The organism is Citrobacter sp. Cb041, assembly GCF_030336655.1.
Classification (GTDB): Bacteria; Pseudomonadota; Gammaproteobacteria; order Enterobacterales; family Enterobacteriaceae; genus Citrobacter; species Citrobacter braakii.
Genome location: NZ_JAOWDD010000039.1, coordinates 99,679 through 114,785, shown reverse-complemented (window position 1 = coordinate 114,785; position 15,107 = coordinate 99,679). Strand labels below are relative to the sequence as shown.

Genomic DNA, 15,107 nt, shown 5'->3' with positions numbered 1-15,107 from the left:
TTGAATTTTGTCTAATCCGTCAGACTGATATATGCTGTTGGTTTGAGTTAATGACGAGCGGGAAAAAATGGGAAATCAGACCAAAGACGATGAGTTGTACCGTGAAATGTGCAGAGTAGTCGGTAAAGTAGTGCTGGAAATGCGCGATCTGGGACAAGAGCCTAAGCATATCGTCATTGCGGGAGTACTGAGAACCACCCTCGCCAACCAGCGCGTGAAGCGCAGCGAGTTAGAAAAACAGGCTATTGAGACCGTAATTAAAGCATTAGCCGGTTAATCCACAAAAAGAGGATGGTGGTCTCGTTCGCCGTCCTTTTATTCTCGTCACGTTAATCTATCAATATATATAATTTAGTGCTGCAATTAGAGGAGTAATCTCCGCTGTATATTAAGTTATATCCCGGATGATATATAAAAATATATATGCGAGTAGAGTCACAAATATTTGCAAAGCATGTGAAATATTATTTCAACTTATCTTAATGATAATAAATCTCACTCCGCATTTATTATTTCACTTCCGTTTTTTAATTGATGACGATCAAAACTATGAGCGCTGAATAACCACATTATCTTTACGCCTAACCCTAAAGGATTAGATTCATTCAGTTTAACCACCGTCATTTTACGCGATCAGGTTAGGGCAAAAATTTACGTGTTGTTGGCAACATTAACCGCCCGAAATGGCTTGAGTTGCACGGGATTAATTTAGCCTGGAGGTGTTGCTAACACAGCGTTTGCGAAGAGGATGCGAAATAAATGAATCAGGTTGATCGTCCATTTTTAGATTGTGGTTTAACGCGGCTTGAATTTCTGCGGATATCAGGAAAAGGTTTGGCGGGATTAACCATCGCCCCTGCACTGTTATCACTTTTTGGCTGTAAGCAGGAAGATATCGACAGCGGTACCGTGGGGCTTATCAATACGCCGAAAGGGGTGCTGGTGACCCAGCGAGCGCGCTGTACTGGCTGCCACCGCTGTGAAATTTCCTGTACCAACTATAACGATGGTGCCGTGGGGACTTTCTTTTCCCGTATAAAAATCCATCGCAACTACTTCTTTGGCGATGATGGCGTCGGGTCCGGTGGCGGACTGTATGGCGATTTAAACTATACCGCTGATACCTGTCGTCAGTGCAAAGATCCGCAATGCATGAAGGTCTGCCCCATTGGCGCTATTACCTGGAAACAGGAAGACGGCTGTATTGCGGTGGATCATAAACGTTGTATTGGCTGTAGCGCTTGTACCACCGCCTGCCCGTGGATGATGGCGACCGTGAATACCGAAACAAAAAAATCCTCAAAATGTGTGTTATGTGGGGAGTGCGCCAATGCTTGTCCGACTGGGGCATTAAAAATTATCGAGTGGAAAGATATTACTGTTTGATAGATAGCAGGCATACCTGATACGCGTCATTAATTGCCAAAAATATCGCAGTTTTGCAAAAAAACTGCCTGAAGGATGGCGGGTATATCTATTAAACCTTCTTGCAAAGGAAAACATGATGGCTAATGGTTGGACAGGTAATATTTTACGGGTCAATCTCACCACGGGGAATATCACCCTTGAAGATTCCAGTAAATTTAAAAAATTTGTCGGCGGGATGGGCTTTGGTTATAAAATTATGTACGACGAAGTCCCGCCAGGCACCATGCCTTTCGATGAAGGGAATAAACTGGTTTTCGCCACCGGGCCATTAACGGGCTCTGGTGCCCCTTGTAGCTCCCGCGTCAATATCACCTCCTTATCGACTTTTACCAAAGGCAATTTAGTGGTGGATGCTCATATGGGCGGCTTCTTTGCTGCGCAAATGAAATTCGCCGGTTACGACGCCATTATTATCGAAGGCAAGTCCGCGACGCCTGTCTGGATCAACATTAAAGACGAAAAGGTCAGCATCGAAAAAGCCGATTTCCTGTGGGGTAAGGGAACGCGCGCCACAACCGAAGAGATTTGCCGCATTACCAGCCCGGAAACCTGCGTCGCCGCTATTGGTCAGGCGGGTGAAAATCTGGTGCCGCTCTCCTGCATGATCAACAGTCGCAACCACAGCGGAGGCGCCGGTACTGGCGCGGTAATGGGGTCGAAAAACCTGAAGGCTATTGCGGTAGAAGGGACCAAAGGGGTCAATATTGCCGATCGCAAAGAGATGAAGCGGCTCAATGATTACATGATGACCGAGCTCATCGGTGCCAACAACAACCACGTTGTGCCAAGCACCCCCCAGGCCTGGGCAGAATACTCTTCGCCAAACTCGCGCTGGACGGCCCGTAAGGGACTGTTCTGGGGCGCGGCAGAAGGGGGACCAATCGAAACCGGGGAAATCCCGCCGGGTAACCAGAATACCGTGGGTTTCCGTACCTATAAATCCGTATTCGATCTGGGGCCAGCTGCTGAGAAATACACGGTCAAAATGAGCGGCTGCCATTCATGCCCCATTCGCTGTATGTCGCAGCTCAATGTCCCGCGGGTGAAAGATTTTGGCGTGCCAAGTACCGGCGGTAACACCTGCGTGGCGAACTTTGTCCACACCACCATTTTCCCCAATGGCCCGAAAGATTTCGACGATAAAGACGATGGGCGCGTGGTGGGAAATCTGATTGGTCTGAACCTGTTTGACGATTATGGCATCTGGTGTAACTACGGGCAGTTGCACCGTGATTTTACTTACTGCTATTCGAAAGGCGTCTTTAAGCGCGTACTGCCAGCTGAAGAGTATGCGGAGATCCGCTGGGATCAGCTGGAAGCGGGCGATCCTCATTTTATTAAGGATTTTTACTACCGGTTGGCACATCGCGTGGGGGAACTCAGCCATCTTGCGGACGGATCGTATGCCATTGCTGAACGCTGGGATTTGGGCGAAGAGTACTGGGGTTATGCCAAAAATAAACTGTGGTCGCCGTTTGGTTTTCCTGTCCACCATGCAAACGAGGCCTCTGCACAGGTGGGGGCGATCACCAACTGTATGTTTAACCGTGACTGTATGGCGCATACCCATATCAACTTCATCGGTTCCGGTTTACCGCTGAAATTACAGCGCGAAGTGGCGGGCGAGCTATTTGGTTCGCAGGATGCATACGACGAAACCAAAAACTACACCCCGATCAATGCCGCCAAGATCAAATATGCCAAATGGACGCTGCTGAAAGTCTGTCTGCATAACGCGGTTACGCTGTGCAACTGGGTGTGGCCGATGACGGTTTCACCACTCAAGAGCCGTAACTATCGCGGCGATTTGGATCTGGAAGCAAAATTCTTCCAGGCGGTCACCGGCGATGAAACCACGCAGGAGAGTCTGGACCTGGCCGCTGAACGCATCTTTACCCTGCACCGTGCCTATACGGTCAAATTGATGCAAACCAAAGATATGCGCAATGAGCATGATCTCATCTGCTCCTGGGTGTTTGATAAAGATCCGAAGATCCCGGTCTTCACTGAAGGGACCGACAAGATGGACCGGGAAGATATGCGTCAGTCGCTGACGATGTTCTATCAGGAAATGGGCTGGGATCCAGAGCTGGGTTGCCCAACGCGTGAAACCCTGAACCGACTCGGACTTGAAGATGTGGCCGCTGATTTGGCTGCACAAGATCTGTTGCCGGCGTAAGGAATGCGAGATGACTAACGTGAGCGACGTTCTGACCCCCGTTGAGGCGTTTCCTGACGAAGTGGATAGCCGAAAGAGACAGTGGCTGCAGGCGTTTCACCCGCCTGTAGAACAGATGAATGCGCCCCAGGTTCAGGAACCAGCCAGCCCGGAGTCGATTGTGGCAGATTTTATCCGTCAGCATTCAGCATCGGGGCAACTGGTGGCGCGCAGTGTCTTTTTGCTGCCGCCTTATTCGGTTCCTGAAACCGATCTTTCCGCGCTGCTGGATGTGCTGGGCCAGGACGCGAATGGTGCGGATATCACCTGTGTGCAGGGTGCGGAAGAAGCATATTTCTATTCGACGCAAACCATGACGGCAAATTACGCCGACATGTGTGTGCAGGTGGTGGAAAACGACATCTGCCGTGCGATTGCCGAGGCGGTACGCTTCGACTGTCGAACGTATCCTCGCCCTTATAAGGTCGCCATGTTGACGCAACCGCCGTATCGCTTTGAGTCTCAACAGATTGCCGCTGCGCTCACGGCCATGGAAACGCATCCTGATTATGCAGATATACGGACTGTGGAATCGTCAAATGCGGAGCCTTATTTGTTCAGCGAACGTTTTATGAGTTATGGCAAAGCGTACGGCCTGTGCGAATGGCTTGAGGTTGAGCAGTATCAGAACCCCTGAATTATTCAGGTTGATGTCATGGAACGTGTGGACGACCACTGTCACAGTATTAGAGGATAACCCGATGTCCTTCACCCGACGAAAATTTGTCATTGGCATGGGGACGGTGATTTTTTTCACTGGCCCAGGTCAAAATCTGTTAGCGAGTACCAGGAGTTCTAAAGACGTACATTACGTCATGATTCACGATGAATCACTGTGTAACGGATGTAATATCTGCGCCCGCGCATGCAGGAAAACCAATCATGTTCCTGCGCAGGGTAGCCGTTTGTCGATAGCTCATATTCCGGTTTCGGACAACGACAACGAAACGCTGTATCACTACTTCCGTCAGTCCTGCCAGCACTGTGATGATGCCCCCTGTATTGAGGTGTGTCCGACCGGCGCCTCATGGCGAGATGACAACGGCATTGTGCGGGTAGACACGTCTTCCTGTATCGGCTGCAGTTACTGTATTGGCGCGTGTCCTTATCAGGTGCGTTATCTCAACCCGCAGACCAAAGTGGCGGATAAATGCGACTTCTGCGCTGAATCTCGTCTGGCGAAAGGTTTCCCGCCGATCTGTGTTAACGCCTGCCCGGAACATGCGCTGATTTTTGGTCGCGAAGATAGCCCGGAAATTCAGACCTGGTTGAGAGAAAATAAGTATTACGAGCATCAACTTGCAGGCGCCGGGAAACCCCATCTGTATCGTCGGTTCGGTCAACATTTGATTAAAAAGGAAAATGTATGAACGCGTCGCAGAATGCCGAACAGTTTCACGCCCAGCTTGCGCAGTTTGTTCCCCTGTTTTCACCGGACTACTGGCCTGTGTGGTTGGTCATCGCCGGGTTAATGCTGGTGGGGATGTGGCTGGTGCTGGCGCTACACGCCATGCTGCGCTTTCGGGCCGCGCATAAAGCGTCGGCAGGGCACGGTGAGAAAGTCTATTTATACTCGAAGGCCGTTCGTTTGTGGCACTGGTCGAATGCGCTGCTATTTCTGCTACTTCTGGTCAGTGGCCTGGTCAATCACTTCTCCGTCGTCAGTGCGTCGGTGATGAAAAGCCTGCTTACCGTGCATGAGATCTGCGGCTTTTTGCTGCTCGCTTGCTGGATTGGCTTTGTCCTGATCAATCTGATTGGCGGCAACGGGCATCACTATATTATTCAACGTCAGGGCTGGATCGGACGAGCGCAAAGACAAACGCGTTTTTACCTGTTTGGCATTATGCAGGGCGAGTCACACCCATTCCCGGCATCAAAGCGTTGTAAATTCAACCCGCTACAGCAGGCGGCCTATGTTGGCGTGATGTACGGCTTACTGCCACTGCTGCTGATCTCAGGGTTGTTATCGCTCTATCCGACGGTTGTCGGTGACCTGTTCCCCGGCGTGCGTTACTGGTTGCTCCAGGCGCACTTCGCGCTGGCAATAATCAGTCTGTTTTTCATTTTTGGGCATCTTTATCTCTGCACGACAGGTCGTACGCCGGGCGAAACCTTCAAGTGTATGGTGGATGGCTATCACCGGCATTAAGCGATGATGATTACGCGAAGTGACTTACGGGCCTGGCGCGTTGGGCCCGTAATGTATCGCTGGTTTCTACGCGCGTTTCCAACTGGCGGAAGCTATGCTGATGTCCATCGTGCGCTCCAGCGGGATGGATATACAGACTGGGCAAATAGCCTGGTGGAATACGGCTGGTCAAAATGGCGGGAAGAGGCGAGTTTTGCCCAGCAGGATATTCGCGCGATGGGGAATATTTCCCGTGTGCAAACGGCGGGGGAAATCAGCCGTCCGCTGGCGAGTGCGGAAGATAACGCCCGATTCAGTTGTGCAGGCGATAACGTTAAAATCACCAGCGCCGGGTATGCCGCACAGATCGCCAGCGCAGGTTACAGCGCACGTATTGGTAGCGTAGGCTATAACGCGCATATCGGCAGTTCAGGCGATCGCGGGCGAATTGCGGTTGCGGGAAATTCGGCACGTATCAGTAGCGTGGGTGACGGGACGCGTATCGCCAGTACCGGCATGCGCGTACGCATCAGTTCGCTCGGCGACAGAAACCGGATTGCCTGCGGTGGTGATTTAACTCAGTTGGCCTGTTTTGGCGCAGAGTCTAAAATCGCCAACTGCGCCGACAACATCCACATTATTGCCAGCGGAGAGAACGCCGTTGTTGCCAGTACCGGTGTTGTCGATTCGATAATACTCGGTCCCGGCGGCTGCGCGGCGCTGGCCTATCACGATGGCGAGAGAATGCGTTTTGCGCTTGCCGTTGAGGGGGAAAATAACATCCGGGCGGGCGTGAAATATCGGCTCAACGAAGACCACCAGTTTGTGGAATGTTGAGCCGTGATCTCATTTTAACGCGAAGCGGCGTTGGGTGATTTTCTCCAGGCTCAGGCACAGCAGGTAATAGACCAGTCCGGTAAAGATAAAAATGGCTGCCGGATAGATTTGTACCCGGTTGTTAACCTGACCCGCAACCGTTGTGAGTTCCGGCACGTTAACGATAAACGCCAGCGACGTGTCCTTCAGTAATCCAATAAAAATACCCGTTAGCGATGGCAGTACGTTACGCAGCACCTGCGGCAATAAGATAAGCCACAGGGCCTGATACGGGCGAAAACCCTGAACCACGGCAGCATCATATTGCCCGCCAGGCAGCGCGCTAATTCCTGCATACACTGAGTGCATGACCGAGGCAGCGGTGAACCATGCCAGCGCCAGCGTCACGGTAACGGCTCCGGGGAGATCGCTTCCGGTCAGCATGGGTAGCAAATACCACATCCAGAAAATCACAAAGATTAGCGGAATGCCGCGAATAAACTCCGCCCAGATAAACAACCCGTTGCGAACCGTGCCAGGAAAACGCCAGGCGCAGCAGGCAAGAACTATCCCACCAGGCAAGGCCAGCAGCGCCGCGCCGAGAGCCATTAACAACGTGAGCAGAACGCCGCCGGGTTGTCCATCCGCCACCCGTCCCCACAGGAGATAATCAAGATTGTCGGTAATGACCGAAATATTAGCGATCATGCAGTATGCTCCTGACGCTGAAGATACGCGTTTTAACCTTTGACGATTTACCCGATGCAGGCCATGGGCCAAGACGCGTAAGCAGCATACCCAGAACGATGCCTGTGAACAGATAGAGCGCAGTGCCAACAGCAAAGGCTTCCAGCGCGTGCGCGTTGTAGCTCTCAATTTGCCGCACCTGGTAGGTGAGCTCAGCAAATCCAATACCACTGGCAAGCGAGGAAAGTTTCATCAGGTTAAGGTATTGCCCAACAATGGGTTGCCAGGCGTTCGCCAGTCCCTGAGGGAGCAGAATGTGACGAAACGTCGCCCAGGATGAAAAACCCTGCGCCACGGCAGCCTCACGTTGTCCGGCAGAAACCGCCTGTAAACCAGAGGCGATCTCCTCGACCAAAAATGCCGAGGTAAATACGCCCAGCCCCCATGCTGAACAGATAAACTCTGGTGTTAACCACCATACATCGCCTGGCAGAATAGACCAGGGATGCTCTGCATTGATGAAGGTAATGACGTTGCGGGGCAGCCAGTTCCATGCGGCAAAATACCAGAACATCAGTTGCACCAGTAAAGGCGTGTTGCGAAACACCGAAACCCATACACTGACCACCGCTTTGTTGAAGCGATTGCCCGTCAGACGCAGGCCGAGTAGGAAGATGGCAATGAGCGTGGCGAGTACGACACCTGCCAGTGTCACCCAGAGCGTGGTGAGAAAACCGGAAATTATCCATTGCAGAGGTTGCCCGCTCAGCACTCCCTGCCAGTCCATTGCAAGCATTATAGCGATGACTCCTGGTGTAACGGGTCGAGCACTTTTTTCAGGAAACGCCGGGTTCTCGGGTGCTGTGGCCGGGTGAAAAAATCCTCCGGCGCGGCCACTTCAAGAATTTCTCCGCCATCGATGAATACCACGCGATCGGCAATCTCACGGGCAAAATGCATTTCATGGGTCACAACGATCATGGTAATACCGCTGTGGGCCAGGTTTTTCATCACCTGTAATACTTCGCCGATCATTTCTGGATCCAGCGCGGAGGTGGGTTCATCAAACAGAAGGATTTGTGGCGATGAGGCCAGCGCGCGGGCGATGGCCACGCGCTGTTGCTGCCCACCGGACAACTGTGCGGCATAAGCGCTCGCTTTTTCTGCCAGTCCCACCTGATCCAGCAATTCGAGTGCCCGACGCGCCGCTGCCGCCTTGTTCCAGCCGTGAACATATTCCAGCGCCAGCGAGATGTTCTGATGCGCTGTCAGATGCGAATAGAGATTGAATTGCTGAAAAACGAAACCGATACGGCTGCGTAACTGGCGTAATGCTGCCCCGCGCAACTGACTAATTGGTTTGTCATCAATGAAAATCTCGCCACCGCTGAGCGACTCAAGCTGATTGATAAGGCGTATAAGCGTGGATTTTCCCGAGCCAGAAGGGCCCAGAATAGTCACAACTTCACCGGGTTCAACTGACAGGCTGACGCCGTTAAGTACGGTGTGAGTGTCAAACTGTTTGATGACATTGCGCAGTTCGACGCTTGCCTGGCGCAAATGGTTAAAATCCGCCGCGGAAACTGCACAACGATGAAACAGGGCTGAGAGCATATTACTTCGCTTCTATTTTAAAGGCGCGGGGTTGCGGATTTTTGGTTTCAGGGCCAAACCAGACATCATAAATTTTTGCCGCCTGCCCGGTAGATTCCAGCCTCAAAAGCTCATCATTGACGGCTTTTAACAGCGCTGGCTCACCTTTTTTCACTCCCACGCCAATCTCTTCTTTGCTCAGCAGGTCTGGCAGAATTTTGAAATCTGCTTTATCCGGCGCACCGCTTAATAGACCGGCCAGAATCGTACTGTCCTGGGTGATGGCCTGAACATTGCCATTGCGTAGCGCGGTTAACGCCAGTGGAATATCGTCGTAGGCCAGCACACGCGACTGCGGGAAGCGCTGATGGAGCGCCTGCTCACCGGTAGTGCCTTTCACCGCACCGATTCGCGCTTTGCTGTATGCATCGAGCTGGTCCGGGGATTTGGCCGGTACCAGGAACTGCTGCCCGGTAACAAAATAGGGGACGGAGAAGTCAATGACCTGCGCCCGCTCAGACGTAATCGTGATATCCGCCACGATTAAATCGGCTTTACCGGATTGTAATAACGGAATGCGGTTTGCCGGATTAGTCGCTACCAGTTCCAGTTTTACGCCGAGGGATTTTGCCAGCGCTTCAGCAAAATCAACGTCATAGCCGACAATCTTATGCGTTTTGGCATCGACGGAACCAAACGGTGGATTCGCGTCGAATGTCGCAACTTTTACTACGCCTGCGGCTTTGATATCGGCCAGTTGGTCAGCCTGAGCCTGCGAGGCGGCAATGCCGGTGGCCAGCAGCACGCCGAGTGCCAGCAATGTTTTTTTAGCGCGGTAAGTTTTCGTTGCCATCATGATGTAAATCCCTGTCGTTTTTGGTTTGTGCTTTTTACGCTCCCATAACTTACGTTCAGGACAAAATAAGAAAAAATTCTTATCTATTTACAAAATGTTATTAGTGAAAGCGGTGTTAACAATGGGTAAACGCAATGGGAAATGTAGATAAGAGGAGGGGCATAGTCTGGCGGTAAAAAAACCGGCATTGCGCCGGTTTGGAAATCAGATTTTACAGGCGTCGCCGCAGTCATTATCAGCAATAATGTCCTGCGCTTTCTTGTCAGCATCTTCCAGACGTTCAGCATTACGCTCTTGCGCTTCTTCCAGTCCATCAAAGACCAGATTATCGAGATCAATTTCCATCATTCACCTGCTCAGGTTCAGCGTTTAACATCACATTATTATATTGCAAAAATGTTGCTTAACAGCAGCGATTCTTGCTACTTAGCGTCGAACTCAATTCGGGGTGCCTGTTTATCCGCCAATTGGCCAACAGTTCGCAATTGCTAAAGAACCGTGAAGCGGAAATACCGAAAAATACTTGTGCCCTCGACTGTTCTACTTCCACTTTTTCATTAACGTGATGCGCGATCATTTTTAACAAATTAGCGACAAAATCACTATACATATAACTTAATATCTTTTATACATTAATTGTTCAACCCTGCGACTATTCCACAAAAGAGAAAGCTATATGGAACAGACACCTGATAAGAAAAACGATAATTTTCAAAAAGATGGCAAAGAACAGTTCAATCGCTCGATCGGTCTTATTTCAAACTTTGCGTTGGGTTTTACCTACCTTTCGCCGCTTACCGCCGTCTATTCGCTGTTTGCACTGGCCGTAACGCTGGCGGGGCCGCCCGCAGTCTGGTGGATTTTAATCGTCGCATGTGGACAACTTTTAGTGGCGTTGGTGTTTGGTGAGGTGGCTTCCCAGTATCCGATAACCGGCGGGCTTTATCCCTGGGCCAGAAGGTTATGGGGCAAGAAATATGCGTGGATCGCTGCCTGGATTTACCTGTGGGCCCTGGTGGTCACCATTACGTCAATCGCGGAATATACGTCAACATTTGTTGAGTCGCTCTTCCACTATGGTCAGACGCCAGCCACTATGTTGGCGACTTCCGTCCTGCTGCTGCTTTTGATGATGGCTGTTAATATGTCCGGGACTAAAAATCTGGCTCGGGTCGCAAAAATTGGCTTCTGGTGTGAAATCGTTAGCGTGATTGCGCTGGGAATTTATCTGCTGATATTCCACCGTTCGCAGCCATTCTCCGTAATTTTTGATTCGATGGGCGTGCTGGCGCATGACGGCAGCTATTCCACCGCGTTTATGTCTGCCGCGCTGATGGGGCTGTTTATGTTCTTTGGCTTTGAGGCCTGCGGTAACGTTGCGGAAGAGGTACAGAATCCGAGTAAAAAGATCCCGGTTGCGATGATTTTGAGCATCGTATTTGGTGCGATTTCGGCGATTATTTCCGTCATGGGATACCTCCTGGCTTCACCAAATCTGGTCAGTATCGTGAATGGCAAAACATCTGACCCGATTCCGGCCATCCTTAATGAAGCTCTTGGTGAAACTGGTGCAACTATCTTTATCATCGTCGCGATTGTGGCGATGCTGTCGTGCATTTTGTCTCTGCAGGCTGCGTTAAGCCGCCTTATCTTTTCTTTCTCCCGTGACAGAATGCTGCCGGGAAGTGAGTGGATGTCAAAGATCTCTAAAAATGGCGTTCCGGATAATGCCATGGTTGTTAGCTGTCTGCTGCCAGTCATCATCTGCGTTTGGGTCTATTTCCAGCCAGACAATCTGTCGCGTATTACCGCGTTTGCCGTCATCGGTATTTATATCTCGTTCCAGATGGTTGTGCTTGCCGCACTGCGCCAGCGCCTGAAAGGCTGGAAACCGGCCGGGGAGTGGACCATTGGCGGTTGGGGCGTGATTGTGAACGTGCTGGCGCTAGCCTATGGATTGTGTGGGATCTGGTTGTTGGCGCAACCGGCAGACAGCAGCGATTTCATCGACCGTTGGACGGTACTGTTCGGCCTGGCGATTGTCGTTGGCTCCGGGCTTATCTATATGTTCCTGACCCGACCGTTTGGTCGCTCTGCGGCACCGGAAAACGACGCCATTGCCTACGCTAACAAACTGAATATGGGGCAGGATAACTAAAAACTAAGGGCCTTCGGGCCCTTAGTTTTGATAGTGATAAAGGATAAAGTAGTCGCTCTGATAAACAACGGTACTGTTTGCGGGAGAGAGTAATTCACCCACGCGAAAACGTGGCCAACTGGAAAAGATAATTCTGTTTTCCAGATTGGTCAGAATGACATAGTCAGGATGAGCGCAGGAGAGCAGTTCGGCCTCAATCTGACTGACCAGCAGATCGACGGCGGCAACGCCAAGAAACTGATCGTTGTAGTAGATCGGCACTGCCGAGGTCAGGGTGTAGGAAATATTGCAGATATAGTCGACGTAGGGACCGTGGATATAGGCTTTTCCTGCCGGAGGTGAGTGCTTAAACCACTCGAAGGTTCTGAAATCCAGACGTTGCTGGGTGGCCTGATCTAAATCGAGGTTTGCCTGACTCAAACCATTATCTTTCTTATACCACCATTCCAGCAGCCAATACTCTTTTGTGGTGGCAGTGCTCTCAATATGGCTGGCGAACCCGGCCCCTGAACAGTAATGATTGTTACTGAGGGTGCGCTTGATGTGTTGCTGAACGGTAGATCTCACCGATGGATCGAGGACAACTTCTGCTGAGGCCTTTTGCACCCCGGAAATCGCCTCATGGATGCTCCTCGCCAGCGCAACGGTAGAATCTACGGTAGAGGCGGTAATATCATCAATCTTACGAATTAATGCGCTTAAGGATGTCGAAGAGCTCATTGTCTGTCCTGCCTTCACTGATTGTCAGTTCGAGTTATATTTCAGCTTTTTTTCAATAAGGTAATAGGTAAACGTGTCGATGATCCGTGTGGCAAGCTGCACGGATTCTGCCTCGTTGTGAGCAGCCAGCGCATCGGCCAGTGCCGAGTAAAGCGCAATAATTTCGGCATGAATGTTGTCTGCGCGATAAAGTATCGCCACCAGCGATGCCCATTCAGCCTGGACCTGCAGCTCCTGATTGGCCAGTCGCGCGGAATGTGAACTGGCAGCTATCGCCAGTAGACAGCGCATATCGGCCTGGGTCATCAGCTCTGGTGAGTTTGCCTTGCTGAGCACCTCAACAAACTCGCGAAATTTGGCGATATCCGCGCCGGTCATCCGTCTGGAAGCCAGCCTTGCGCTATGGCTGATAATGGCGCAATGCATTTCGCCCAGGTCAGAAAGATAATCCGTACTGATCGCTTTGAACGGATGCAGGGCGCTGTTTTTGCCATCAATATTTTCGCAAACGAAGCTCCCGCCATTACGACCACGAACCGTATGGATAAGATTATTAGCCCGAAGCGTGTTTAGCGCTTCTCTGATAGTGATATGTGAGACACCCATCATCTTTGCCAAATCAGTTTCGTTGGGGAGCTGTTCTTTTGGCTCCAGCAACCCCGTGATAATGGCGTTTGACAGGCGCTGCACTATCTGGTCTGAACGACTGACCTGCCCGATAGGCGCAAATATGACCGCGTGAGTAATCATAATCTTTTCTGCACTCAATTCCCTGAAACAACGACCATTTTTAACACATGCCCGTCGGGCAAGGAAGGTAAGAATGGCCGAGTTATTTTACATGCCTATGCGCAACGTCACTGCACAAGCGGATGTGTGTCCCGATAACCTCATGATGAGCTGAGCATAAAGCCTCGGCTCACAATGAAAAGCCTTATCCCGAAAATGTAAAAATTAAGTTAAAAATGCGAGGCTTATCATAGTGTCAATGTTGCGCATTTGAAAATCTTTTACAATATATATATTACATAAGATTCTTTATGTATTAACGGGCAGGAGACAGACATGAAAACCCTGAAGCATTTTATCAATGGGCAATACGTAGCAGGTCGTAGCGAAGATACCTTCGAACTGGTGAGTCCGGTCGACGGCGAAACGTACGCATTATCACCCAACGCCAATGCGGAAGAGGTGGAGCAGGCCTACTCGGCGGCGGAGGCGGCGTTTAGCATCTGGCGAAAATCGACGCCGGCACAGCGGCAAAAGGCGTTATTGCAGCTGGCAGATGAGATTGAACGAAACGTTGAGCGGCTGGTGAACGCGCAGAGTCAGGAGACCGGTCAGCTTCGCCATTTTATTGAGAAGGAAGAGATCGCGGCATCCTGCGATGCCATCCGCTTTTTTGCCGGTGCGGCGCGCTGTCTTGAAGGGAAAGCGGCAGGGGAATATTCCGCTGGGTTTACCTCGACTATCCGCCGTGAACCGCTGGGTATCGTTGGCCAAGTCACGCCATGGAACTACCCGTTCATGATGGCGGTATGGAAGATTGCGCCAGCGCTGGCAGCAGGCAATACGGTCGTATTAAAACCCAGCGACACCACGCCGGTCAGCACGCTGCTGTTGGCTGAACTGGCCGCGCCGTTGTTCCCAAGAGGGGCGTTTAACGTCGTATTAGGTAAAGCCAGCACCGGTTCGCTGGTGGTTTCAAACCCAAAGGCCTCACTGGTTTCGATTACCGGTTCGGTCCGCGCGGGTCTACAGGTTGCGGCTTCGGCAGCGGCGAACCTGACCAAGGCACATCTGGAATTGGGCGGGAAAGCGCCTGCGGTGGTGTTTGCTGATGCAGATATGGACAAGGCGATCGCGACGATCACCACGGCAGGCTTCTTCAATGCCGGCCAGGATTGCACGGCGGCTACGCGTATTCTGGTCGAACAATCCATCTACGCTGAATTCCTGGAAAAGCTGGTTCAGAAAACGAAGAGTATTAAATTTGGACCGCCAGCGGATCAGGCTGCGCTATATGGCGCATTGAACAGTAAAAACCAACTGGAGCAGGTGAAAGGCTTTATTGCGCGTTTACCGGCACATGCAAAAATTGAAACGGGTGGGCGTGCCGGGCCAGGTCCGGGCTTCTATTTTGAGCCGACGATCGTCTCCGGATTGCATCAACATGACGAAGCTATTCAGCATGAAGTATTTGGACCGGTAATGACTATTCAGCCGTTTTCGACTGATGAAGAGGGTCTACACAAAGCGAATGATGTGGAATATGGTCTGGCCGCCAGCGTCTGGACCAGTAACCATGGTCGCGCACAGCGCTTCAGCATTGACCTCGATTTTGGCACCGTGTGGATCAACAATCACATTCCTCTGTGCGCCGAAATGCCGCACGGCGGGTTCAAAAAATCGGGTTATGGCAAAGATCTCTCATCCTATTCGCTCGAAGAATATACTCGGGTGAAACATATCATGTGTGACATTTCTGAATAGAGAGGAT

The 15,107-nt window shown here is 51.2% G+C and carries 16 protein-coding genes; 9 read left to right on the top strand and 7 right to left on the bottom strand.

Annotated elements, in window-relative coordinates; all coding sequences use genetic code 11:
* The first annotated feature begins 67 nt into the window (after window positions 1–67).
* The 7 genes from fumD (at window position 68) to ydhT (ending at window position 6,614) form a co-directional block, all read left to right on the top strand.
* Complete coding sequence (fumD, locus tag OGV52_RS13515) at window positions 68–277, top strand: fumarate hydratase FumD (protein WP_003029345.1); 210 nt, start codon at window positions 68–70, stop codon at window positions 275–277.
* A 482-nt stretch (window positions 278–759) separates the two neighbouring features.
* The gene (locus OGV52_RS13510; protein WP_038640293.1) at window positions 760–1,386 is read left to right on the top strand and encodes a ferredoxin-like protein; all 627 of its coding nucleotides are present in this window, start codon (window positions 760–762) and stop codon (window positions 1,384–1,386) included.
* Between the two features lie 118 nt (window positions 1,387–1,504).
* Window positions 1,505–3,607, top strand: coding sequence for an aldehyde ferredoxin oxidoreductase (locus tag OGV52_RS13505; protein ID WP_046274686.1), 2,103 nt, complete (start codon window positions 1,505–1,507; stop codon window positions 3,605–3,607).
* 10 nt (window positions 3,608–3,617) lie between these two features.
* Entirely contained in the window at window positions 3,618–4,283 is a 666-nt protein-coding gene (locus OGV52_RS13500; RefSeq protein WP_046274687.1) for a YdhW family putative oxidoreductase system protein, read from the top strand.
* A 64-nt stretch (window positions 4,284–4,347) separates the two neighbouring features.
* Entirely contained in the window at window positions 4,348–5,016 is a 669-nt protein-coding gene (locus tag OGV52_RS13495) for a 4Fe-4S dicluster domain-containing protein (RefSeq protein ID WP_016152923.1), read from the top strand.
* Entirely contained in the window at window positions 5,013–5,798 is a 786-nt protein-coding gene (gene phsC / locus OGV52_RS13490; RefSeq protein WP_287108638.1) for a thiosulfate reductase cytochrome B subunit, read from the top strand. Before OGV52_RS13495 ends, phsC begins: the two co-directional genes overlap by 4 nt.
* Window positions 5,799–5,801: 3 nt before the next feature.
* A complete protein-coding gene (gene ydhT / locus OGV52_RS13485; RefSeq protein WP_019076691.1) occupies window positions 5,802–6,614 on the top strand; it encodes a protein YdhT in 813 nt (270 codons plus the stop codon).
* A gap of 9 nt (window positions 6,615–6,623) precedes the next feature.
* Here the strand turns inward: ydhT and OGV52_RS13480 are convergent, their stop codons facing one another.
* The 5 genes from OGV52_RS13480 to OGV52_RS13460 all read right to left on the bottom strand — a co-directional run bounded on the left by OGV52_RS13480 (window position 6,624) and on the right by OGV52_RS13460 (window position 10,074).
* Window positions 6,624–7,301, bottom strand: coding sequence for an amino acid ABC transporter permease (locus OGV52_RS13480; protein WP_287108637.1), 678 nt, complete (start codon window positions 7,299–7,301; stop codon window positions 6,624–6,626).
* The gene (locus OGV52_RS13475; RefSeq protein WP_287108636.1) at window positions 7,291–8,076 is read right to left on the bottom strand and encodes an amino acid ABC transporter permease; all 786 of its coding nucleotides are present in this window, start codon (window positions 8,074–8,076) and stop codon (window positions 7,291–7,293) included. Before OGV52_RS13475 ends, OGV52_RS13480 begins: the two co-directional genes overlap by 11 nt.
* A complete protein-coding gene (locus tag OGV52_RS13470; RefSeq protein ID WP_287108634.1) occupies window positions 8,076–8,894 on the bottom strand; it encodes an amino acid ABC transporter ATP-binding protein in 819 nt (272 codons plus the stop codon). The genes OGV52_RS13475 and OGV52_RS13470 overlap by 1 nt, the downstream gene beginning before the upstream one ends.
* A 1-nt stretch (window position 8,895) precedes the next feature.
* Window positions 8,896–9,729 carry an ABC transporter substrate-binding protein gene (locus OGV52_RS13465; protein ID WP_287108633.1) on the bottom strand — a complete coding sequence of 278 codons (834 nt, stop codon included), beginning with the start codon at window positions 9,727–9,729 and terminating at the stop codon, window positions 8,896–8,898.
* 204 nt (window positions 9,730–9,933) lie between these two features.
* On the bottom strand, window positions 9,934–10,074 hold the full coding sequence (locus tag OGV52_RS13460; RefSeq protein WP_016152930.1) for a hypothetical protein: 141 nt from the start codon (window positions 10,072–10,074) through the stop codon (window positions 9,934–9,936).
* A gap of 331 nt (window positions 10,075–10,405) precedes the next feature.
* Between OGV52_RS13460 and OGV52_RS13455 the strand changes: the two genes are divergently transcribed.
* Window positions 10,406–11,887: an APC family permease gene (locus OGV52_RS13455; RefSeq protein ID WP_016152931.1), complete on the top strand. Its 1,482-nt coding sequence runs from the start codon at window positions 10,406–10,408 to the stop codon at window positions 11,885–11,887.
* Window positions 11,888–11,908: 21 nt separating this feature from the next.
* Here the strand turns inward: OGV52_RS13455 and OGV52_RS13450 are convergent, their stop codons facing one another.
* Together OGV52_RS13450 and OGV52_RS13445 are read right to left on the bottom strand one after the other, a co-directional pair.
* The gene (locus tag OGV52_RS13450; protein WP_049281872.1) at window positions 11,909–12,607 is read right to left on the bottom strand and encodes a cache domain-containing protein; all 699 of its coding nucleotides are present in this window, start codon (window positions 12,605–12,607) and stop codon (window positions 11,909–11,911) included.
* Between the two features lie 24 nt (window positions 12,608–12,631).
* The gene (locus OGV52_RS13445; RefSeq protein ID WP_016156385.1) at window positions 12,632–13,357 is read right to left on the bottom strand and encodes a FadR/GntR family transcriptional regulator; all 726 of its coding nucleotides are present in this window, start codon (window positions 13,355–13,357) and stop codon (window positions 12,632–12,634) included.
* 315 nt (window positions 13,358–13,672) lie between these two features.
* On the opposite strand from OGV52_RS13445, the gene OGV52_RS13440 reads away from it, so the two are divergent.
* Window positions 13,673–15,100, top strand: coding sequence for a gamma-aminobutyraldehyde dehydrogenase (locus OGV52_RS13440; RefSeq protein WP_016152934.1), 1,428 nt, complete (start codon window positions 13,673–13,675; stop codon window positions 15,098–15,100).
* The last annotated feature ends 7 nt before the right edge of the window (window positions 15,101–15,107 follow it).